Origin of the sequence: Mesorhizobium opportunistum WSM2075 (assembly GCF_000176035.2) — a bacterium.
Lineage (GTDB): Bacteria > Pseudomonadota > Alphaproteobacteria > Rhizobiales > Rhizobiaceae > Mesorhizobium > Mesorhizobium opportunistum.
The window spans coordinates 2,074,392-2,094,160 of sequence record NC_015675.1; the positions used below are offsets into that span (position 1 = coordinate 2,074,392).

Genomic DNA, 19,769 nt, shown 5'->3' on the forward strand with positions numbered 1-19,769 from the left:
TTATCCCACCGCGCTCAACAGCGCCGTCATCATGTCGTCGACAGTCTTCATCATCCGGGCCGATGCCTGATAGGTGTGTTCGAGATCGAGCATCAGCGACATTTCCTGGTCGATATTGACCCCGGTCGCGTTGGACAGCGCGTCGGCGCTGCGCTGGGCCAATGCCTCCTTGGCGTCGGCGGCGGTCGAAGCCTGCTGGCGCACGCTTTGGAGCCAGCCGATCGAATTGGCGGCGTAGTCGGAAACACTGGACGTTGCCGAAATACCTGCCGCGGAATCGAACGTCATCGGCTTGTCGAGCTGGTCGCCATAAGCGATCAGGAGGTTGGAATAGGAGGCGCCGCCCGTGGTGTTCGCGACATAGGCCAAACCGTTGGCGCCGCCATCGCGCAGCAATGTCGGATTGCCGCCGACGCTTGGATCCATCGCGGCATTGATGCTGATCGTGCCGGCAAGGCCGTTGACGAGCGTGCCTGCCGCCGGTACGGCCGGCGCGCCAGACCAGGTGAACAGGCCGGCGGCGTTGGGCATCGACGGTGCGGTCTCGGCAAAGGCGGTGATCAAGCCGCGTGCGGTTTCGTCGAGCTGGCTCTGCATGGTCGAGGCGACGCCGTCGCGCAATTGCAGCAGACCGGCAAGCGTGCCGCTGGCGGTTGTGTTGCCACCGGTTCCCGCCGAAATCGGCACGTTGTCGATATAGACGGTGTTGCCGGCGGCTCCGGCGGCATAGCCGGCCGCCGGCGTGAAGCTCACCGTGCGCGGTATCGTCTCGAACAGCGTCGTGCCGTCGCCCGTGGTGATGACCATATCGTTGTCGCCGCGCGTGAAAGTCGAGATCGGAACATAGTTCGAGATCTTCTTCAGCAGCGCGTCGCGCTGGTCGAGAGCGTCGGAAACATCGGTGCCGGAACGGGTCCCGGACATGACTGCCTGGTTGGCGTCCTGGAACTGGCCAAGCAGCGAGTTAAGGTCCTTGACCGCCGTGTCGATCTGGCCGTCCGTCTGGGTTCGAAAATCCTGAATGGCCTTGGAGCCTTCATTCAGGGAGCGCACGACCTGCTTGGCCGCGTCGATGACGCTCGAGCCGAGATTCTGATTGGACGGCGATGTGGCGTAGAGCTGCAGCGCCTGCTGCAGATTGGCGATCGCCGCCGAGGGCGAGGACGCGTTGTCGACACCGTTGACCGAAACGTCCAGCTGATCCATGCCGCTGTAGAGCGCGTTCTGACCGCTGTACGCCGACAGGGCACCGAGGTTCTGGCGGAACAGCAGGTCGTTGGCCGCACGCTGGACATCAACGAAACGAGCGCCGGGCGCCGTGCTGGTGATGACGGAGATGCGGCGCGTGTAATCCGGATTGGAAGCGTCGGCGATGTTGCGCGAGACAACGCTGGTCTGCCGCGCGGTATTCATAAGCGCCGATTGGGCGATACTCAATGCGGAGGATAGCGACATGCTGGTCTTTCACGGGCGACGCCCGGTTTATCTCTTCAGGTTGACAAGGACGTCCATCAGGTCGGAACCGGTCTGGAAGACTTTCGAATTGGCGGTGTAGCTGCGCTGCGCCGCGATCATGTCGGTGAGTTCCTCGGCGATATCGACATTGGAGTTTTCGAGCGCGCCGGAGATGATGGAACCGGCCTTGCCTTCATTGGCGAAGCCGACACGGACCGCACCGGAATCAGTGCCCTGGGCATAGACGTTGCCGGGAAGGGCCTTGAGCTGGTCCGGGCTCTGCACGTCGGCCAGCGGTATCTTGTAGAGCGGCTTGGAGGTGCCGTCCTTGTACTGGGCGTAGATGGTGCCGTCCTTGCTGATCTGGACCTTGTCGATGGCGCTCGGCGCGTTGCCGTTGACCTGGGCGTCGGAAACGGTGAAGCCGGTCCCGAGCTGGGTCAGCGTCGACAGGTCGAGATTGAGGCTGGCGCCGCCCGGCACGGTGAATGAAACGCTGGTGGGCGTGCCTGTGAGTTTGCCGGTGGTGGTGTCGAAGGTCAGGTTGGCCGTGCCGAGTGCGCCGCCGGTGTAGGGGAACGATGTTCCGGCCGTCGCCTTCGACTGGTCGAAAACCGCCACCTGCCAAGTGCCGGTACCCGTGTTGGTGAAATAGACGTCGAGCAGCTTCTTGTTGCCGAGATTGTCATAGGCGACCATCGACGATTTCGAGGTGTACTGTGCTGTGGCAGCGTTGGCGCCGGGCAGGTTGGCGGTGGCGACCGCTGTCGCACCTGCAGGCAAATTGCCGCTGAAACTACCCGCGGTGCTCGGAGTCGCGGTCAATCCCTGGTCGGCGATGACAACCGGCTCCAGACCTTCGAAGCCGTTCACCGTCGCAGCCGGCGTGCCGTTGGCGTAGCTGTAGGCCATCAGCTGGAAGCCGGCCGCATTGACCAGTCGGCCCTGCGCGTCGGGAACGAAGGCGCCGGCACGGGTCAGATAGGGCGTACCGCTCGGGTCCTGGACGACAAAGAAGCCATCGCCGCTGACGGCAAGGTCGGAGACAGAGGTGGTGTATTGGAGCACGCCCGGATCGCTGACCGCCTGCCGGATCGTCGTGGTGACGCCGCCGGAATTGTAGGCGCCACCCGTCGACGGCATGATCAGCGTCGAAAATTCGGCGGAGGATCGCTTGTAACCGGTGGTATCGGAATTGGCGATGTTGTCGGCTGTCGTCGACAGGCGGTTGGCCTGTGCGTTCATGCCGGAAACGCCGGTCCGCATCATTCCGTAGAGGCTCATCGAGATGTCTCCGCAATATCCATGCCACTGGCGGCGAGGCTACGCGCCTTGTCTTGCGCGAAGCTGGCGCGATACGGCATCAGAACACCAGCCGGTAGCCGAGGAAACGTTTGGAATCGATCGGGTCGGTGCCCAGCTTCTCGCGCAGCTTCTTGCGCAGTTTGCTGATGTGGCTTTCGACCACGTTCTCTTCGACCTCTTCGTCGAAGATGCCATAGATGGCGTTGAACACCTGGGTCTTGGTGACGCGGCGGCCGCGGTTGCTCGCCAGATATTCGAGAATGCGGCGTTCACGGCGCGGCAAGGGCAGCGGCTGGCCGTCGATCTCCGGATCGCGGCCGTCCATGAAGATGCGCATGGCGCCGATCTCGGTGTAGGCGACATCCTCCTGGGCGCGGCGGCGGATTGCGGTGATGCGGGCTAGGATCTCTCTGATGTGGACGGGCTTGCGGACGACGTCGTCAACGCCGCTCTCGAACAACCGCAGCGTGTTTTCCAGCGAATGCTGTTCGCTGAGAGCTATGACGGGAGCTCCGGTGCGGTCGCGGATCTGGCGTGGAGAGATCGAGCCTTCGCGGCAGTCGCCGATAAGGAAGGCGCGGACCGAGCGCAGATCGGCGTCGGCGGCCGAGTTCACCCACTCGCCGAACTCGCCGGGCGCGAAACCTGCGCAGGCGACCCCCTCGCGGTCAAAAAGTGAGTTGTATCCCTCTGTTACGAGCTCTCGCTCGTCAACGATAACGATCATCGGCCCCGCCTCCGAATCAGCACATTTGCCCCGTGGAAAGAGGCGTAACCGGTGGCGGGAATCCTGAACACGGTCATTTCTTGTAACTAGTTTCTTGGGAGTCTGGAATCGTGCCGGTTGCATTAGCGTGCAGCCAGATGTGCTTGGGAGGCCAAGTCTTGTCGAAGTCAAAATGACGCCCCGGTGCGGCGCGGCGGGCATATTGGAGGTTGAAAATACGCCTATGGGTTGCAGAAGGAGCGGGCGTTGGTTGTCCATTTGCCAAAACCGGTGGCAACCATGTTGGCGATGACCCGGCAGACATAGACCTTCTGCGCCGGATCGTTGTCGGGACCGGCATGATAGCGCGCGACGGCCATCGACCAGGTCTCGTGGCGGGCATGGAGATCGGCCAGGAAACGTGCCGCGTAGTCGACATTCTGGCGGGGGTCGAGCATGTCCTCGACGCTGCGGAAATGCGAGGCGTGGTAGTGATGATTGATCTGCATGCAGCCGAGATCGATCAGCGTCTTGCCCTCGCGCTGGGCGTTGGCGAAAGTGGCAAGTGCCTCGGTACGGCTTTTCGGGAAGACTGCTTTTCCTTCTATATTCAATGCGTTAGGCTGAAGGCTGCCTTTCTTGCCGGTCTCTGTCAGGCCAACCGCGTAGAGGATGCCGGCAGGTATGCCGTAGCGGTCGGCGGCACGCAGGATCTCCGGCTCGCAGGGATTGGTGGCGGCAGCGGCGCCGCCCGCAAAGCTAGATAAAGATATCGCCGCCAGCGCGCTCGCGAGAAGGCGAAACGGCGCGGCCGTGTGCTTGCGCGTCATCGTGGTTACCCCTTGCGGATTGCTGGCCCGGTTGCTGGCCGCCGGCTCCGCCATTGCCGCCGCTGGAATTTCCGGGCTGAAAGGACGACTGGTCGCGGCCAGGCACCGCGGTCATCGACGCGGTTGCATCCGTCCGGGTTGCAGCCGCAACGGCCACCGACGGTTGCATGATGGTGACCTTATCAACCTCGAAGCCCAGGCCGCGCAGCGACTTGACGATAGCCTCGCTATCGCTGGAAAGCCGACGGTAAGCGTCGTGTGTTTCGGGCTTCAGTTCAATCGTGAGTTGTTCTCCGGAGAGGCGAAGGTGTGCCGCGACCATGCCCAGTTCGGCCGGGTGGAGTTCGATCTTCAACACATGTGTCGGAACGGCAACAGGGCTGGCCAGTTGGGTAGCCGCGGAAGCCGTCGAATGCACCTGCCGCGGGCCGCCATCGGCGGTTATGGCGCCGATCACGCTGAGCGCTGCCTGGCTCATCGGCGCCTGCGGCGGGGCAGGGAAGCTGCGCTCGGAAACCACATCGATGCGCCCCGCCGTCGAGAGCCGTTTTCCCGGTTCGGAACGCAACGAAGACTGAACGTCGGCGATAGACTTCAGCCGTGGCGTCGCCTGTTTCGGATCCACGCCCGGCACGTCGGCCGGGGTCGTCTCCGGCAATGGGCCGGCGGCGATCGCATTGTCGCGCCGCGGCGCGCCAGCAGCGGCGTCGCGCGCGGAAGGCTCGTCAAGTTTCGTCAACGGCCCGTCGACGAGCGACGCCCGCTCAGGCTTCGACATAGGTTCGACGTTGCCATTGCTGGCGGCCGACTTCGGCCGGTAGCCCTTCGGCAGAACCTGCCCCTCGACAGCGGCGTCCTGGCCGGTTTCGCCGACGTCGGCCGACTTGGTCGATGTCGAGAAATGGCGCAGGTCATGAAATGCCATCAGAAGCGGCAGATGATCGTCAAGCGGCGTTGAACCGGCATCGGACACTGGTGTTTCAGCGTCGGTGTCCTTGGCAGCCCGGGCATCCTTGCCGTCCTTCGTGGATTTCGCCGCCGTCAATCCGGTCGGTGCGGCCCGTGCGGCCCGAGCTTTGCCGTCCGGCATCGGCTTGTCCTCGCCCGCCTGCGCCGCAAGGCCAGCGGCGAGCTTGCTCCAGCGCGGATCGCGCGACCCGGCCTCTGTCGGCGGCTGCTTTTCCGGGCGGGCCGGGTTCGCGTCGGCGTGCACCATCTTGCCGAAACCGTCATCATCCTTCTTTCCCGGCGCGGCCGGCTGGTCCGCCGTGGTGCGCGCGGCGGTAAATCCTGGCAGGCCTGGGCCGAGGCTGGGTGTCATTTCGGGGCGGCTCCAAGCATCTGGTCGATCAGGTCGAGCTGTCGACGGGTTTTCATCATGGCGGCGTCGGTTGGGTCGGTCTTGTCAGGGCTGGCCGAGGCCGCGGGCGCCGAGGCCGGGAGGACGGTTGCGGTTTCGGCCGAAGGAACCGGCGCGCTTGGCGCAACGGTCGCGACGCCGCTGGCTGGCGCAACTGCGGGCTGTTCGGAGGCCGCGCCTTCGACGGGTGGCAACCCGGCGGCGTCGGCGGCCTGCGCGGCGGTAACTTCGGGTTGCGTCGGCGCAGCTGCCGCGGGCGCCGGACTTGTAGCTGGAAGAGAAGCGGGTGGCGCCACCACTTCACCGGCGATGGCCTGTGCGGCGTCGAGCAGGTCGCGGTCACCATCCGACAGCTTGCTGCGATCGATCTTGCCGAGCTTGGTGCGCACATCCTCGATGGTGTCCGAGGTCACGGTGGATAGGCTGGAATAAAGCAGGGCGCGCGGATCGTCCTGATTGGTGTTGCCGTCGCGGCCCTGTTCGGCTCGCGTCGAGGCGAAGGCCGACAATTCGTTCAGGCCGTCGATCGCGGCACGGCGGGCGATGCGCAGATAGATCACCTTCTCGCGCTCGGGATCCATCATCGAGGTGATGTCGGCCAGCTTGTCCTGGCTGATCGACATGTGCAGTGCGATGACCCCGGAGACGAAAGAATCCGCGAACTGGCTGGCATAGGGCGAATAGAGGTAGCGCTCGACATACTGCGTGGAAGCAAGCGCGAAACGCGCCGCGTCGCCTTGCGCCACGGCAATGCCGACCGAGCGCCGCAAGGCCGCTTCCTCGACCAGCGTGCCGGGGCTGAGCAGCTTGGCCTCATCGAGCAATTTGAGTGCCGCCGCTGGATCGTCGCCGGCTAGAAGCGATCCCTTGACCAAGGCCAGGAATGCGCCGAGATCGCCGGGCAGCGCCATCGGATCGATCGGCCCGAGGGCTGTGATCGCGTCGCCGGGCCGGCCATTCAGATAGTCGATCACGCCCTTGGCGATGGCCAGGTCACCCGGATCGGCGGCGGCACGTGACACGGCTGCCTCGACAGTCACCGGATTGCCGCCGCTCATGCCGTAGACCAGGAGCGCGCGAAAGTTCTTTGGGTCCTCGAAATCCTGCGCATCCGCCTCGCGCAGACGCGCATCGGTCATCTCGAGCAGCTTGGCCTGCATCGGCATGGCGGCGTGATCGCCGGCGGCGATGCGGTCCTGGATGAGCTGCAGCGAGCGCACCAGCTGATAGGGCTGCAGCGCATCCTGGGCGAAGCCGGACGATGGATGTCCGGCGGCCAGCAGCAACAGGCCCATCAAGCGGCTGGTGACGGCCACCCGCCTCATCCGCCGGCCGCCATCAATATCTCGATGCGACGGTTGACCGCCGCCATGGGATCGGCCGGATCCTTTGGTTGGCGGTCGGCGAAGCCTGCGACTTCGGTGATGCGGCGTTCGTCGACGCCGCCGCGCACGAGCATGTAGTAAGCGGAATGGGCGCGCGCCGTCGACAGCCGCCAGTTGTCGTAGCTGTCACTGCGGAAGGGGCGTGCATCGGTGTGGCCGTTGATGCTGATGGTGCCCTTCTGGCTGTTGACGATGCGGCCGATCTTTTCCATCGCCAGCACCAGTTCGCGGCTCGGCAAGGCCGAGCCGACTTCGAACATGCCGAAGTCGAGCCGATCGGTGATGGAGATGACGACGCCCTTGTCCGTGGCCTCGACCGAGACGCCATCGTGCAGCTTGTCGCCGGGCTTGAAGGCATCGGCCAGCTGCCGCTTGACATCGGCCGCCGCCTTCAGCGCGGCGGCGGTCGGAGCTTTTTCCGCGGCTTCGGGCTTCGCGGCTTCGGGCTTCGCGGCTTCTCGGCTGGCAAGGGTGGCGTCCGCCTTGGCCGCTTCCGCGGCGTTGCCTTCTCCAGCCTTTGCATTGCTGGCCTTGGTATCGCTGGCCTTGGTATCGCCGGCCTTGATATCGCTGGCCTTGGCCATCGTCGCGGCCGCATCCTTGGCCAAGGGCTCGAGGGGCGCGTCCTTGAGAGGCGGTGCCGGCGGCACGGCCTTGACCTTGGCGACCTGTGTCTCGGCGGCCTTGTCGCCCGGCTTGACCGGGTCGCCTTCGATCCTGGGGCGCTGGGCACTCGCCTCGGCGCCCGGTGCCGCGACCTGCTGCGACCAGAAATCCGGCTCGAAGGGATCGCGATAGGACGCGCCACCGGAGGCGCCGGTCGCCGGGCCGGCACTTTGCGCGCCGCCGTCGCCCTTCTGGCTGACGTTCTGCATGACGCCGGTGTCGGTGGCGATCTCCGAGAGCACCGCGTAAGGGTCGGCGAAGAGATGCTCGTCGGACCTCTCCGACTGCTGTTGTTCCTGCTTGTCCTGTTTGCGTTCGGATGTGCCCGCGCCACCGGTGCCGTCCTGCCCGCTCTTGCCTGTCGCCTGTTGCGGGCTTTCGGCGGTCGCGCCGATTGCATTCGGACCGTCACCAAGGTCTTCCAGGCCCTTGCGGCTCGAGTTGCGGTCGACCAGCTTGACGGGGTTGAAATAGCTGGCGACAGCCGCCTTGGTCTGTTCGTTGGCGGCGTTGATCAGCCACATGACCAGGAAGAAACACATCATCGCCGTCATGAAGTCGGCGAAGGCGATCTTCCAGACGCCGCCGTGGTGACCTTCGTCGTGGTCGCCATGCGCATGCCGCACGATGATGATCTCGTGCCTGCCGTGATCGGCTTCAGCGACGCTCACGACAGAACCTCGGACAGAGTTTCCGACCACTCGGCCATGCGGGTCTCGAACACCGCTTCGTCGATGTTGACGGTCAGGTCGAAGCCGGGCGCCTCGGTGAAGTCGAGATTGGCAGTGCGCGGCCCGAGCGATGCCTTCAGTGTTTCGAATAGCGAGAGCGGCCCGCGCACGGCGATACGCACCGCTTCGCTGTCGCCGACAGCTTCACGAACCGCGCCGGCCAGCGCTTCAAGCGAACGCTTCTGCACGTCGTCGCTGACGACGCCGCCAAGGATGCGGGCGACCGTGGCGGCGACGAGATCGGTGACACGCGCCTCCATGGCGTCGATGCGCGACGACACGGCGTTGCCGACATCGCCGCCGAAGCTCTCCAGAAAGATTCTCGCTTCCTCGGCATTGGCCTGGCGCTCCGCTTCCAGCGCGGCTTCATGGGCGGCCGAGAAGCGTTCCGTGAGTGTGGCCTCCGCCTGGGCAACCGCCTCGGCGATCAGGGTGCCGATATCGGCCTGGGATGCCGCCGGTTCAGGGGCCCGCCGAGGGTCGACCGTGGCCTGAGGCGGGCTGACGCGCTGCGCGCGCGTACCGAAATCAGGGAGGAGATCGAAAAGGGTTGCGGAGGGCATGGTCTAGGCCGCGACTTCCTGGGCCGCCCATTTGCGCAGGATCTGCGCGGTGCGTTCCTCGTTGATGTCGACCATGCGGGCAAGCCGCTCCTGCGGCGCGGGCCTGATTTTCTGGCGAAGATCGTCGAGCGGGGTGGCGCCGGGCCTTGCACTGGGCAAGGCGCCGACGGCGGCATTGGCTGAAGCGGCTGCCTCCGGTGTCGGCAACGAGCGCTGGACCTCATCGAAGTTGGGGCCGGATATGGCGGGCGTCGGCGTCGCCTTTGCCGTCAGCGCGGCCGCCATCGGCCGCAGGCCGAAGAAGGCGACCAGGAATACCACGACGATAAAGGCACCGGCATTGATCAGCGTGCCGGCATGCTGGCCGATGGAATCGAGCATTCCAGCTTGCGGAACCGCCTCGCCGTCCAGCCCATCGATGAACTCGACCGCCGAGACGTCGATGACGTCGCCGCGCTTGTCGTCGAAACCGGTGGCCGAACTCACCATCTTCTGGATCTCGGCGACGCGCTTGGCGATCTGCTCCGGCGTTGCGTCCTTGCCCAGGATCGTTTTCAGCCGGTCCTGGTTGACGACGACGGCGATCGACATCTTGGTGACGGTGTAGCCATTTGAGACAGTGGCGATCTTCTTGGAGTTGATCTCGTAATTGGTGATCTCCTCCTTGCGGTCGTTCGCCGAAGAGGTCTGCGGACCCTCGGTGCTGGCCGCCTGGGTCTCCGGCAGGTTCTGCTCGACGCTGGCCGGGGTCGAAGCCTGCTTCTGGTTGCTGTTTTCGTTGGCCCGCACCGACTGCACGGAGCGTTCGACGCGGGAATTCGGGTCGAAAATGGTTTCTTCGGTCTGGCGGGTGTCGGTGTTGACCTCGGCCTTGACGCTGGCGCGGAAATTGTCCGGGCCGAGATAGGGGGTGAGCGCGCGGCGGATGTTGTCGCCGATCTGTGCCTCCACCGTCTGCTCGACGCCGAGCGTGCGGGCAGCACTGGTGTTGGACGGATCATCGCCCGCGGCCAGCAAATTGCCGTTGGAATCAAGCACCGTCACCTTGTCGGCCGACAGGCCCGGCACGGCGGCGGCGACGAGATGGCGGATCGACATGGCGCTTTTCTCGGCGTCGATGCCGGCATAGCGGATGACGACCGATGCCGAGGGCTGTTGCTCGTCGCGGCGGAAGTTGGCGCGTTCGGACATGACGATGTGGACGCGCGCCGCCTTGATGCCTGCGATGGACTGGATGGTGCGGGCGATCTCGCCTTCGAGCGCACGCACGCGAGTGATCTGCTGCATGAAGGAGGTGAGGCCCATCGCGCCGACATTGTCGAACAGTTCGTAGCCAGCATTGGCGCTGGTGGGCAGGCCCTTTTCGGCGAGCAGCATGCGTGCCTGCGCCGTGGTGCCGGCCGGCACCAGCACGGAGGTTCCGTCGGCACCGACGTCGAAGCCGATGCCGGCCTCGCCCAGCACCAGCCCGATCTGGTTCACGTCGGAGCGATCGAGCCCGACATAGAGCGTGTCGTAGGCAGGGCGGTTGAGATAGACCGAGGCGATGCCGATGACGCCCATCACCAGCACGGCGATGCCCGCAAGCATGGCGAGGCGCTTCACACCAAAACCGCGGAGATTCGAGATGATGCTCTGGATCTGTTCCGGCACGATAGAGCGACTCCCAGCATGACTGTTCCGCCGGAACACTAATCTCCGAAGCTTGTGCGAAAATGAAATCGGGCCGCGCTTGCGGCGCGGCCCGTGAATTGGAGGTGGGGTATCCGTCAGCTACGGCTGGATTAGCCGTTCTTGAAGAGCGACAGGATCGACTGCGAGGAGCTGTTGGCGATCGACAGCGACTGGATGCCGAGCTGCTGCTGGACCTGCAGCGCCTGGAGGCGCGTCGATTCCTTGTTCATGTCGGCATCGACGAGCTGGCCGACGCCGCGGTCGATGGAGTCCATCAGGCTTTGCGTGAAGGTCTTCTGCAGATCGATTGAGCTCTTGGCGGCGCCGAGGATGGTGGCCTGGTCGGTCAGCTGGCTCATGACATTGTCGATCTTGCCGATCATCTGGGTGATGATGTCATCGGTCACGCCGGAAGCCGTAATGTCGAGATTGAAGGCGGAAACATTGTCGATCTTGGTGGGCGTCGTGTTCGTCACGGCGGCCTGGCCGGCGGCGTTGGCGGCGATGTCGGTGCCGCCGGTGGCGAGCGCGGCCGCATAGGCGGAGTCGTACTGGGCTTGGTCGGCGGCGGTGGAGTAGACGGAGGTCTGGCGGTCGAGCGTGCCCTGGTTCTTGACGTCGGCGGCGAGGCCGGAATCGAACAGCTTGGTGCTCTCGACATTGATGTCGATCGTTCCGAGCGAGATGGCGCCCGACGAGGAGCGATTGAACGAGGACACGATATGGGCGTCGGGCTGGACGCCGTCATTATTCCCGGCGACCTGCTTCGACGTCACCGAAAGGAAATTCGAGCCCGAGAAGGTTGCGGAATCGGCAAAGGATTTCATCTGCGCCTGGAGCGCCGTGATTTCGGTCTGCGTCTTTGCCTTGGCGGCATCCGTCTGGCCAACGGTCGAAAGCAGCTTGGTCTTGATCTTGCCGATCGCATCCAGCGCATTGTTCATGCCCGTGTAGGCGGTGTCGACCTTCGAGGCGCCGAGACCGAGCGCATCCTGAACGGTCGACAGCGCCTGGTTGTCGGAGCGCATCGTCGTGGCGATCGACCAGTAGGCGGCGTTGTCGGAGGCCTCGGAGACCCTGTAGCCCGTCGAAATCCGCGACTGCGTCTGCTCGAGCGACTTGTTGGTGGCGTTAAGGCTTTGAAGTGCTGTCAACGCCGCAGCGTTTGTCATGATGCTCGCCAAGAAACTCGCTCCTTTTTCCCGAGCCGGTCTCTCAAAACCGGCATTGCCCTCGCGAGCCGCTGGCCCGCCCATGGATTGCCATCGTGCCGACCAGGCCGATTCGCCAATCCGTTGTAAGCTAATGGTTAACCATGACTAGCGCGTTATGGTTAACGGCCTGTTAATGGCTCGCTTTCGAGGGTTAAGGAACGAGCGTTGCGCGGGGCTGGAGCAAACGCAAATCGGGCCGCGCTTTTTGGCGCGGCCCGATATTCTAGTGCTGTTCGTGGTTGGTGAGAGCGATCAGCCGCGGAAGAGCGACAGGATCGACTGCGACGAACCGTTGGCGATCGACAGCGCCTGGACGCCGAGCTGCTGCTGGACCTGCAGGGCCTGGAGGCGGGTCGATTCCTTGTTCATGTCGGCGTCGACGAGCTGGCCGACACCGCGGTCGATAGAGTCCATCAGGCTCGAGGTGAAGGTCTTCTGCAGATCGATGGAGCTCTTGGCGGCGCCGAGCTTGGTGGCGGCGTTCGTCATGTCCTTGAGCGCGGCATCGACGACGGTCATCATCTGCGCGATCTGGGTGTCGCTGGCGGCCGTGGTGCCCGAGAAGATTTTCAGCGAGGCGACCGAATAGGTATCGGTGGCCGCCGCGGCAGCGCCGAGGGTCGGGGCCGAGGCCGCTGCGGCAACACCGCTGATGCCGAGGCGGTCGGTGTCGAGGATACCCTTGGCGGTCGCCGAAGCACCGGCTTCATACAGCTTGATGCTTTCCACGTTCACGTCGATCGTGGAGATCGAAACCGCGCCGGCGGAGCTGCGATTGAAGGCCGAAACGACCTTGACGTCGGCGGCCGTGGTGGCCGTGCCGCTGTTTACCGACAGCATGTTGGTACCCGAGAAGGTGGCGCCGTCGGCGTAGGCCTTCAGCTGCTTCTGAAGAGCGGCGATTTCGACCTGGGTCTTTTCCTTCGACGCATCCGTCTGGCCGTAAGATGCAGTCAGCTTCTGCTGGATCTGGTTGATGGTCGTGATCGCGCTGTCCATGCCGGTGTAGGCGGTGTCGACCTTCGAAGCGCCGAGGCCGAGCGCGTCCGAAACGGTGGACATGGCCTGGTTGTCGGAGCGCATCGTGGTAGCGATCGACCAGTAAGCGGCGTTGTCCGAAGCCTGGGAGACGCGATAACCCGTCGAGATGCGGGACTGGGTGGTGTCGAGGTTCTTCTGGGTGGCGTTCAAGCTCTGCAGCGCGGTCAACGCAGCGGCGTTCGTCATGATACTGGACATGGCTACTCGTACCTTGTTTTTACAGGTGTTTTTTTGACATACCGGCTTTCCCGGTATGACGGAGCGGCATCATGCCAATGACCGTTGTTTCGATCACCCGCCATCTGCGAGCGAATATGGCGGCAAGTCCCTACCAAAGGACTAAACCTGAGGGTTAACCGAAAATAATTTGGGAAATTTCGACGATGCCGCGCACCCCGTCCAGCCTCTTCGGCGGACGGTGCTTCTAGAGCATTTCACCGTTTCACGGAAACGGCGAACCGCTCTATCTCTTTGTTTTTACGCAATTCCGGACGGAAACCGTGTCACACTTTTTCTGGAATTGCTCTAGCGAGGCGTTACGGTGCGGACGATCAGTTGAACGAGCGCACCAGGCTGCCGACGAGCAGGTTCCAGCCGTCGATCAGCACGAAGAACAGGATCTTGAATGGCAGAGACACCACGGTGGGCGGCAGCATCATCATGCCCATCGCCATGGTGATGGTGGCGACGATCAGGTCGATGACCAGGAACGGCAGCACGATCAGGAAGCCGATCTCGAAGCCGCGCCGGATCTCGGAAATCATGAAGGCAGGCACCAGGATGCGCAGGTCGACGGTGTCGCGCGAAACGGTCTGCCCACGCTCGCGGGCGAGGTCGGCGAAAAGGTCGAAATCCTTATCGCGCACATTGTGCAGCATGAAGGTGCGGAACGGATCCGAGATCTTGTCGAAGGCCTCGGTCTGGCTGATCTGGTTGTCCATCAGCGGCTTGACGCCGGTGTTCCAGGCCTGGTCGAAGGTCGGCGCCATGACGTAGAAGGTCATGAACAGCGATAACGAGATTAGGATAAGGTTTGCGGGTGTCGATTGCAGGCCGATGCCGGCGCGCAGGATCGAGAAGGCGATGACGAAACGGGTGAAGCTGGTCACCATGATCAGCAGGCCCGGCGCCACCGACAGCACGGTCAGCAGGCCGAACATCTGGATGATGTAGCCGACGGTGGTGCCGTCGGCCTTGCCGATGCCGCCAAGGTCCAATTGCTGGGCCGCGGCAATCGATGTGGTGGCGCCGATCAGCGCCGCGGCGAGAAGGAACTTTCTCATTCGAGCAGCAATGTCCTGATGAGTACTTGCTTGGCATGTCCCTGACTGCGGATCGACGCGCGTTCGTCGAGATCTGCCTTCAGGTGCTGGTAGCCGCTGGCGCCCTCGATCTGGTGCATCTTCAAGGTGCGAACGAAGGCTAGAAGATCCTGATGGATGTCTTCCGACATGGCCGGCGGCTGCGGCGCGTCATAGACCACCGACACTTCCATCCTGAGCCAGGTTTCCGCAGGCGAGGCGATGTTGGTGGTGATCGGCGCCAGTACAACGAGCGTCGATCCCGTGCCAGGTTCATGCGTGGCGGCGGGCTCGGCCGTCTTGCCCTCATTCTCAGGCGCAGCCGGCACCGATGACGGTGCGCCGACACCCTTGAGATAGCCGCCCGACATCCAGCCCATGCCGATGGCGGCGGCCGTCACCACCAGCAGCATGGCGCCCTGGACGGCAAGGGAAGGACCCTTGCGAGGCTGAAGCTGTTCGACATTGGCCACGTTTTGCTTCCCAATCCTAGAACGGAAGAACCTGGTCGAGAACCTGCTGGCCGTAGGCGGGTTGCTGGACCTCGGTGATACGGCCGCGTCCGCCGTAGGAAATGCGCGCTTCGGCGATGCGTTCGTAGGGGATCGTGTTCTCGGCGCCGATATCGGCCGGCCGCACGATGCCGGCGATGGTCAGCACCCTGAGTTCGGCGTTGACACGCACTTCCTGCGAGCCTGTGATCATCAGATTGCCATTGGGCAGGACGTCGGTGACGATGGCCGCCACGTTGAGTTCCAACGTCTCGGATCGCTTTATCTCGCCATCGGCGGTCGTGTCGGTTTGGGAATTCAGTGCTCCAGCGCCTTTGCCGGCAGTGCTGCCGATCTTGTCCCATTGCGCGCTGATATCGAAGCCGAGCTTGCGGTTGGCGGTACGGCTCCTGTCATTCTGGTTCTTGAAGTTGGCGCGGTCGTTGATCTTGATCCTGACGGTCAGGATGTCGCCCTGCGACAGTGCCCGTGGGTCGGTGAAGAGCCGGCTCTGGCGATCGTCCCACAGCGAGAATTTCTTGACCGGCGCGCGTGGCGTCTCGGGATATTTGTAAAGGGAGCCGGTATCGCCGCCGTCTATGCCCGAGCCGACCGGAGAGAGCGCCGGTTCCTTGCCGACTTCCTTGAGGTTGGTGCCGCAGCCGGACAGCGCCGCGACCGCGCACAGGACAAGCATTCTGCGGATCATGACGGGTCTACCCTTCGAGCTGCGCTGGCCATGATGCCGGTGAGCGCCGCCGCCGCCTTCTGGTCCATTTCATTGAGGATGACGCTGGCCTTGCGTGAATCGAGCTTCATCAGGATGGCCGCGGCGAGGTCGGCGTTGACGATTGCCAGGCGCTCGGCCGCCGCATCGGGCTTCATGCCGGCATAGATCTTGACGACGCCGTCCTCTGCCCGGGCCAGGAAGACCTCGCGCCGCTTCAGCCAGGTCTCGTATTCGGCCTTCTTTGCGTCCAGAGCCTTCATGCGCTCGTCGATGCCGGCCTGGAGCTGCTTCAGCTCCTCGGCCTGCAAGGCATAGCGGCGGTCACGGGCGGCATCGGCTATGTTTGAGCAAAAGCGCTCGATCTCGCTTTGGTCCGGTGCCTTCTGCCGTGTCAATTGCTGTGGCGCCACGGCGGGCTGCGCTCCGGGCAGAACCTGGCGAACGGTGTCCTCGCCGCGCGCGCTGCCGGAAAAGGACATGGCCGCAAGGGCAGCTGTGGCGAGCAGGATCGCGCCGGAGCGGCGTCTTTCATGGGGTGAGAGGGAAAGGATCATCGGCATCGCCTATTGGAGAACCAGATCGGCTTGCAGGGCGCCAGCCGACTTGATGCCTTGCAGGATGGCAATGATGCCGTCCGGCTTGACGCCGAGCCGGTTGAGGCCGGAGACGAGAGTCTGCAGGTCCGGCCCGTCCAGCACGGCGACACGCGCGTCCGGCCGGCTGGCATCGATGGCGGTGAATGGCTCGACGGCGGTTTCGCCCTTGGAGAAGGGTTCGGGCTGCACGACGCGCGGCGCTTCGGTAATGCGCACGGTCAGCGTGCCGTGGCTGATGGCGACGCGCGAGATCTTGACGTCGTTGCCGATGACGATGGTGCCGGTGCGCTCGTCGATGACGACACGGGCCGGCGTGTCGGACTCGACCACCAGATTCTCGATCTCGGCGTAGAAGCGCGCCGCCGAAACATTCTTCGGCCGCCTGATCTGCACGGTTCGGGAATCGCGCTCGCCCGCCACGCGCATGCCGAAGCGCTGGCTGGTGTAGTCGTTGATTGCGTCGGCGATGCGGATGGCCGTCGAAAAATCGGGATTGCGCAATTGCAGCGTGAGGATCGCCTGGTCGTCGAACTCGGCTTTCACCGAACGCTCGACGATGGCGCCGTTCGGCACCCGGCCGGCGGTCGGCACGCCTTGCGTCAATTGCTCGGCCTGCCCCTGGGCGGTGAAGCCCGAAACGATGACCGCGCCCTGGCCGACGGCGTAGATCTCGCCGTCCGCCGCTTTCAGCGGCGTCATGATCAGCGTGCCGCCGGCAAGCGAGGTCGCGTCGCCCATCGAGGAGACGTCGATGTCGATGCGCGCGCCCGACTGCACATAGGGCGGCATGTTGGCGGTGACGATAACGGCGGCGACGTTCTTGGCGCGTGCGCTGCCGCCTTCGGTGGCGATGCCGAGGTTTTCGAGCATGGCGCGGATCGATTGTTCGGTGAACGGCGAATTGCGCAGGCTGTCACCCGATCCGGCAAGCCCGATGACCAGGCCGTAGCCGACGAGCTGGTTGTCGCGCGAACTCTGCAGCTGGGCGATGTCCTTGATGCGCGAGGCGACCTGGCCAGGCGGCAGCGAGCTCGGCCCGGGCGAAACGCGGAACATGCGGGTGGTGGTGGCCGGATCATATTCGGGATCGTCGTAGACGCCGCCATTCCTGGCCGCGAGTTCGCGCTTGGCCTTGGGCGTCAGGCCGTCAGCCAGCGCCGGCTGCAGGCCGAGCAAGGCCGCCAGCAGAAGGGCAAGCGGACGCATCATGAAGCGCTGACCTGGATGGTTCCGTCGGCCATCACCGTGCCGGAGAGGATCTTGCCGCTGTCGCTGTTGCGAACCTTGATGAGGTCGCCGGCGGAACCTGGCTGCAACGTCACGGCTGTGGCCGATATCGTCAGGCCGCCCGAGATGAAGAATACCTGAACGGCAGCACCCTGTTCAACCAGCCAGGCATCGCGAATGGCTGTCGAAGGAATATAGCGGCCGGGCAGCAGCGTGCGCTTGGCGACCTTGCCCTGGAGTTCCTCGGCCACCGTCGCCATCGCCTCGGGCTTGTGCTTGCCCGGGATCAGGGTCACCTGTTTCAAGGCGGTGAGCTCGATGGTCTCGCCGGGATAGATGACCCGGTTGGGGATCAGCACGACCTCGCCGACGGCTTGATTGCTGGCGATCTGAGTGGCTGATTGATTTGCCGATTGACCTGCCGATTGGTTTGTCGATTCCTGGGCGAAAGCCGGCATGCCACCGGTCACCAGCGCAAGGACGAGCGCGGTGCGGCGGAATGCGGAGCAGGAGATCGGCATGGCCATCGTTACCTGATGTTCTTGGAGACGACGGAGGCCATGTCGTCGGCGGCCTGAATGACCTTGGAGTTCATCTCATAGGCGCGCTGCGCCGAGATCAACTCGGTGATTTCCTTGACCGGATCGACGTTGGAGGCCTCGAGGTAACCCTGCTGGATGGTGGCGAAGCCGGGGTCGCCGGGGACGCCGACATTGGCCGGGCCGGAGGCGGTTGTTTCCTGGAACAGATTGTCGCCGAGCGGGGCGAGGCCCGCCTCGTTGGCGAAGTTCGCGATCTGAAGCTGGCCGAGGTTCTGCAGGTCGGTCTGGCCGTCGATGCGGGCGAAGACCTGGCCGGTCTTGTTGACGATGACCTCGACGGCATCGACAGGCACGTTGATGGCCGGAATGACACTGGCGCCGTCCACGGTCACCAACTGGCCGGTGGCGTTGGTGTTGAAGGCACCGGCGCGGCTGTAGAGCGTGCCGCCATCGGCGCCCTCGATCTGGAACCAGCCCCGGCCGGTGAGCGCCATGTCGAAACTGTTGCCGGTGCTGGTCAGTTCGCCCTGGGTGTGGACGTTGCGCACGGCGGTCGTCTTGACGCCGAGGCCGATCGAGACGCCTTCCGGCACCAGCGAGGCGTTGGAGCGGTTGGGTACGCCTTGCGTGCGGTCGACCTGATAGAGCAGGTCGGAGAATTCGGCGCGTGCCCGCTTGTAGCCGGTGGTGTTGATGTTGGCGATGTTGTTGGCGATGACTTCCAGATTTGTCTGCTGGGCATTCATGCCGGTGGCGGCGATGGCGAGTGCTTTCATGACCTACTCCTCAGATGCCCATACGACTGACTTCGAGATAGGCCGAAACGACCTTGTCGCGGATGGCGACGGCGGTCTGAAGCGCCTGCTGCGCGCTCATCACGGCATCGACGACCTGGCGGGTATCGGCGTCGCCCTTGAGCGCCTGCATCGACACCTGCTCGGCATTCTGCATCGTGCTGACGGTCTTGGAGGCGGCCTGGCTCAGCGCCTCGGCGAAGGACGTGCCAAGGTTACCGGGCGCCGCGGGCGCAACGCCGCCTTGAAGCAGGTCCGTCGCCGTGTCGCCCAGCCCAGGCTTCAGGTTAAGCGCGCCGATGCCGTTCACGATCATTGGTTCCTCATCAGGTCGATGGTCATGGAAATGAGGTCGCGCGCCTGCTTCACGACTTGCAGGTTGGCCTCGTAGGAGCGGTTGGCCTCGGTCATGTCGGCCATTTCGATCAGCACGTTGACATTGGGCATCTTGACGTAGCCCTTCTCATCGGCGGCTTCGTTGCCGGGCTGGAATTCGACGGGAAAGTCACTCGGGTCGCGGTCGATCGAGTTCACTTCGACGGTCGAGCTGCCCGAGGCCCTGTCGAGTTCGGAAACGAAGCTGATGGTCTTGCGGCGATACGGGTCGGAGCCGGGCGTGGTACCGGTCGACTGGGCATTGGCGAGGTTTTCAGAAACAACACGCAGGCGCTCGGACTGGGCGCCAAGGCCGGATGCTGCGACTTTCAGGGCTGCGGTCAGCGCGTCCATGGTCAGCTCTTAACCGCCATCATCATCATCGAGTGGAACGCCTTGACGATGGCCGTGTTGAGCTCGAAGGAACGGCGCACCTCGCCGGCCTTGAGAAGCTGGTCCTCGAGCACCACCGAATTCTTGGACGGCATGACGACACCGTCGTCTTCCTGTGGCTTGATGGCGAAGCCGGCATTGGTCGCGGCGCTGCCGAGATGGCCGGCCTGGGTGGCCTGCAGCGACACCGCGGCACGGTCGAGCACCTTTTCGAACGGCTCGACATCGTTTGCCGTGTAGCCCGGCGTGTTGGCATTGGCGATGTTGCCGGCGATCGCCGACTGGCGCACGGCCAGCCACTGCGCTTGCTTGGCGGCGAGATCGAAAAGGGAAACGGGCTCCATGGGAATCTCCGGGCAGATGCCCCAGAGACTAGGCCGCCAGTCTTGC

At 64.1% G+C, this 19,769-nt stretch carries 21 protein-coding genes; all 21 read right to left on the reverse strand.

Features of this window, described 5'->3' with window-relative positions:
* The 21 genes from flgK to flgB all read right to left on the reverse strand — a co-directional run bounded on the left by flgK (position 1) and on the right by flgB (position 19,723).
* A complete protein-coding gene (flgK, locus tag MESOP_RS09930) occupies positions 1 to 1,455 on the reverse strand; it encodes a flagellar hook-associated protein FlgK (protein WP_013893198.1) in 1,455 nt (484 codons plus the stop codon).
* Positions 1,456 to 1,482: 27 nt separating this feature from the next.
* Complete coding sequence (locus MESOP_RS09935; protein ID WP_013893199.1) at positions 1,483 to 2,739, reverse strand: flagellar hook protein FlgE; 1,257 nt, start codon at positions 2,737 to 2,739, stop codon at positions 1,483 to 1,485.
* A gap of 79 nt (positions 2,740 to 2,818) precedes the next feature.
* Entirely contained in the window at positions 2,819 to 3,487 is a 669-nt protein-coding gene (locus MESOP_RS09940; protein WP_013893200.1) for a response regulator transcription factor, read from the reverse strand.
* 221 nt (positions 3,488 to 3,708) lie between these two features.
* Entirely contained in the window at positions 3,709 to 4,296 is a 588-nt protein-coding gene (locus MESOP_RS09945) for a lytic transglycosylase domain-containing protein (RefSeq protein ID WP_049802348.1), read from the reverse strand.
* The gene (gene fliK, locus MESOP_RS09950) at positions 4,226 to 5,617 is read right to left on the reverse strand and encodes a flagellar hook-length control protein FliK (RefSeq protein ID WP_013893201.1); all 1,392 of its coding nucleotides are present in this window, start codon (positions 5,615 to 5,617) and stop codon (positions 4,226 to 4,228) included. The genes MESOP_RS09945 and fliK overlap by 71 nt, the downstream gene beginning before the upstream one ends.
* A complete protein-coding gene (locus MESOP_RS09955) occupies positions 5,614 to 6,981 on the reverse strand; it encodes a hypothetical protein (RefSeq protein ID WP_013893202.1) in 1,368 nt (455 codons plus the stop codon). The genes fliK and MESOP_RS09955 overlap by 4 nt, the downstream gene beginning before the upstream one ends.
* Entirely contained in the window at positions 6,978 to 8,378 is a 1,401-nt protein-coding gene (locus MESOP_RS09960; RefSeq protein WP_013893203.1) for a MotB family protein, read from the reverse strand. The genes MESOP_RS09955 and MESOP_RS09960 overlap by 4 nt, the downstream gene beginning before the upstream one ends.
* Complete coding sequence (locus MESOP_RS09965) at positions 8,375 to 9,001, reverse strand: hypothetical protein (RefSeq protein WP_013893204.1); 627 nt, start codon at positions 8,999 to 9,001, stop codon at positions 8,375 to 8,377. Before MESOP_RS09965 ends, MESOP_RS09960 begins: the two co-directional genes overlap by 4 nt.
* Positions 9,002 to 9,004: 3 nt before the next feature.
* A complete protein-coding gene (gene fliF / locus MESOP_RS09970; RefSeq protein WP_013893205.1) occupies positions 9,005 to 10,654 on the reverse strand; it encodes a flagellar basal-body MS-ring/collar protein FliF in 1,650 nt (549 codons plus the stop codon).
* A 131-nt stretch (positions 10,655 to 10,785) separates the two neighbouring features.
* Complete coding sequence (locus tag MESOP_RS09975) at positions 10,786 to 11,859, reverse strand: flagellin N-terminal helical domain-containing protein (protein ID WP_013893206.1); 1,074 nt, start codon at positions 11,857 to 11,859, stop codon at positions 10,786 to 10,788.
* A 282-nt stretch (positions 11,860 to 12,141) separates the two neighbouring features.
* Positions 12,142 to 13,128, reverse strand: a complete 987-nt coding sequence (locus MESOP_RS09980; protein WP_013893207.1) for a flagellin N-terminal helical domain-containing protein — start codon at positions 13,126 to 13,128, stop codon at positions 12,142 to 12,144.
* Positions 13,129 to 13,481: 353 nt separating this feature from the next.
* The gene (gene fliP, locus MESOP_RS09985; protein ID WP_013893208.1) at positions 13,482 to 14,213 is read right to left on the reverse strand and encodes a flagellar type III secretion system pore protein FliP; all 732 of its coding nucleotides are present in this window, start codon (positions 14,211 to 14,213) and stop codon (positions 13,482 to 13,484) included.
* Positions 14,210 to 14,704 carry a flagellar basal body-associated FliL family protein gene (locus tag MESOP_RS09990; RefSeq protein WP_041164049.1) on the reverse strand — a complete coding sequence of 165 codons (495 nt, stop codon included), beginning with the start codon at positions 14,702 to 14,704 and terminating at the stop codon, positions 14,210 to 14,212. Before MESOP_RS09990 ends, fliP begins: the two co-directional genes overlap by 4 nt.
* Before the next feature lie 16 nt (positions 14,705 to 14,720).
* Entirely contained in the window at positions 14,721 to 15,431 is a 711-nt protein-coding gene (gene flgH, locus MESOP_RS09995) for a flagellar basal body L-ring protein FlgH (RefSeq protein WP_013893210.1), read from the reverse strand.
* Positions 15,428 to 16,012, reverse strand: a complete 585-nt coding sequence (locus tag MESOP_RS10000) for a MotE family protein (RefSeq protein ID WP_041164050.1) — start codon at positions 16,010 to 16,012, stop codon at positions 15,428 to 15,430. Before MESOP_RS10000 ends, flgH begins: the two co-directional genes overlap by 4 nt.
* Positions 16,013 to 16,015: 3 nt before the next feature.
* The gene (locus MESOP_RS10005; protein WP_013893212.1) at positions 16,016 to 17,257 is read right to left on the reverse strand and encodes a flagellar basal body P-ring protein FlgI; all 1,242 of its coding nucleotides are present in this window, start codon (positions 17,255 to 17,257) and stop codon (positions 16,016 to 16,018) included.
* Positions 17,254 to 17,802, reverse strand: a complete 549-nt coding sequence (flgA, locus tag MESOP_RS10010) for a flagellar basal body P-ring formation chaperone FlgA (RefSeq protein ID WP_013893213.1) — start codon at positions 17,800 to 17,802, stop codon at positions 17,254 to 17,256. The genes MESOP_RS10005 and flgA overlap by 4 nt, the downstream gene beginning before the upstream one ends.
* Positions 17,803 to 17,804: 2 nt before the next feature.
* Positions 17,805 to 18,593, reverse strand: a complete 789-nt coding sequence (gene flgG, locus MESOP_RS10015; RefSeq protein ID WP_013893214.1) for a flagellar basal-body rod protein FlgG — start codon at positions 18,591 to 18,593, stop codon at positions 17,805 to 17,807.
* 10 nt (positions 18,594 to 18,603) lie between these two features.
* Entirely contained in the window at positions 18,604 to 18,927 is a 324-nt protein-coding gene (fliE, locus tag MESOP_RS10020) for a flagellar hook-basal body complex protein FliE (protein WP_013893215.1), read from the reverse strand.
* Positions 18,924 to 19,340 carry a flagellar basal body rod protein FlgC gene (gene flgC / locus MESOP_RS10025; RefSeq protein WP_013893216.1) on the reverse strand — a complete coding sequence of 139 codons (417 nt, stop codon included), beginning with the start codon at positions 19,338 to 19,340 and terminating at the stop codon, positions 18,924 to 18,926. The genes fliE and flgC overlap by 4 nt, the downstream gene beginning before the upstream one ends.
* A 2-nt stretch (positions 19,341 to 19,342) precedes the next feature.
* Entirely contained in the window at positions 19,343 to 19,723 is a 381-nt protein-coding gene (flgB, locus tag MESOP_RS10030; RefSeq protein ID WP_013893217.1) for a flagellar basal body rod protein FlgB, read from the reverse strand.
* Positions 19,724 to 19,769 lie beyond the last annotated feature (46 nt).

What these genes read in the sequence shown, in the direction of transcription:
- MESOP_RS10000 (WP_041164050.1), bottom strand. Translation starts at nt 16,012, where the DNA reads ATGCCGATGATCCTTTCCCTCTCACCCCATGAAAGACGCCGCTCCGGC.
- MESOP_RS09955 (WP_013893202.1), bottom strand. Translation starts at nt 6,981, where the DNA reads ATGAGGCGGGTGGCCGTCACCAGCCGCTTGATGGGCCTGTTGCTGCTG.
- flgA (WP_013893213.1), bottom strand. Translation starts at nt 17,802, where the DNA reads ATGGCCATGCCGATCTCCTGCTCCGCATTCCGCCGCACCGCGCTCGTC.
- flgG (WP_013893214.1), bottom strand. Translation starts at nt 18,593, where the DNA reads ATGAAAGCACTCGCCATCGCCGCCACCGGCATGAATGCCCAGCAGACA.
- MESOP_RS09965 (WP_013893204.1), bottom strand. Translation starts at nt 9,001, where the DNA reads ATGCCCTCCGCAACCCTTTTCGATCTCCTCCCTGATTTCGGTACGCGC.
- MESOP_RS09980 (WP_013893207.1), bottom strand. Translation starts at nt 13,128, where the DNA reads ATGTCCAGTATCATGACGAACGCCGCTGCGTTGACCGCGCTGCAGAGC.
- fliE (WP_013893215.1), bottom strand. Translation starts at nt 18,927, where the DNA reads ATGATCGTGAACGGCATCGGCGCGCTTAACCTGAAGCCTGGGCTGGGC.
- flgK (WP_013893198.1), bottom strand. Translation starts at nt 1,455, where the DNA reads ATGTCGCTATCCTCCGCATTGAGTATCGCCCAATCGGCGCTTATGAAT.
- MESOP_RS09945 (WP_049802348.1), bottom strand. Translation starts at nt 4,296, where the DNA reads ATGACGCGCAAGCACACGGCCGCGCCGTTTCGCCTTCTCGCGAGCGCG.
- fliK (WP_013893201.1), bottom strand. Translation starts at nt 5,617, where the DNA reads ATGACACCCAGCCTCGGCCCAGGCCTGCCAGGATTTACCGCCGCGCGC.
- MESOP_RS10005 (WP_013893212.1), bottom strand. Translation starts at nt 17,257, where the DNA reads ATGATGCGTCCGCTTGCCCTTCTGCTGGCGGCCTTGCTCGGCCTGCAG.
- flgC (WP_013893216.1), bottom strand. Translation starts at nt 19,340, where the DNA reads ATGGACGCGCTGACCGCAGCCCTGAAAGTCGCAGCATCCGGCCTTGGC.
- MESOP_RS09935 (WP_013893199.1), bottom strand. Translation starts at nt 2,739, where the DNA reads ATGAGCCTCTACGGAATGATGCGGACCGGCGTTTCCGGCATGAACGCA.
- fliP (WP_013893208.1), bottom strand. Translation starts at nt 14,213, where the DNA reads ATGAGAAAGTTCCTTCTCGCCGCGGCGCTGATCGGCGCCACCACATCG.
- flgB (WP_013893217.1), bottom strand. Translation starts at nt 19,723, where the DNA reads ATGGAGCCCGTTTCCCTTTTCGATCTCGCCGCCAAGCAAGCGCAGTGG.
- MESOP_RS09940 (WP_013893200.1), bottom strand. Translation starts at nt 3,487, where the DNA reads ATGATCGTTATCGTTGACGAGCGAGAGCTCGTAACAGAGGGATACAAC.
- flgH (WP_013893210.1), bottom strand. Translation starts at nt 15,431, where the DNA reads ATGATCCGCAGAATGCTTGTCCTGTGCGCGGTCGCGGCGCTGTCCGGC.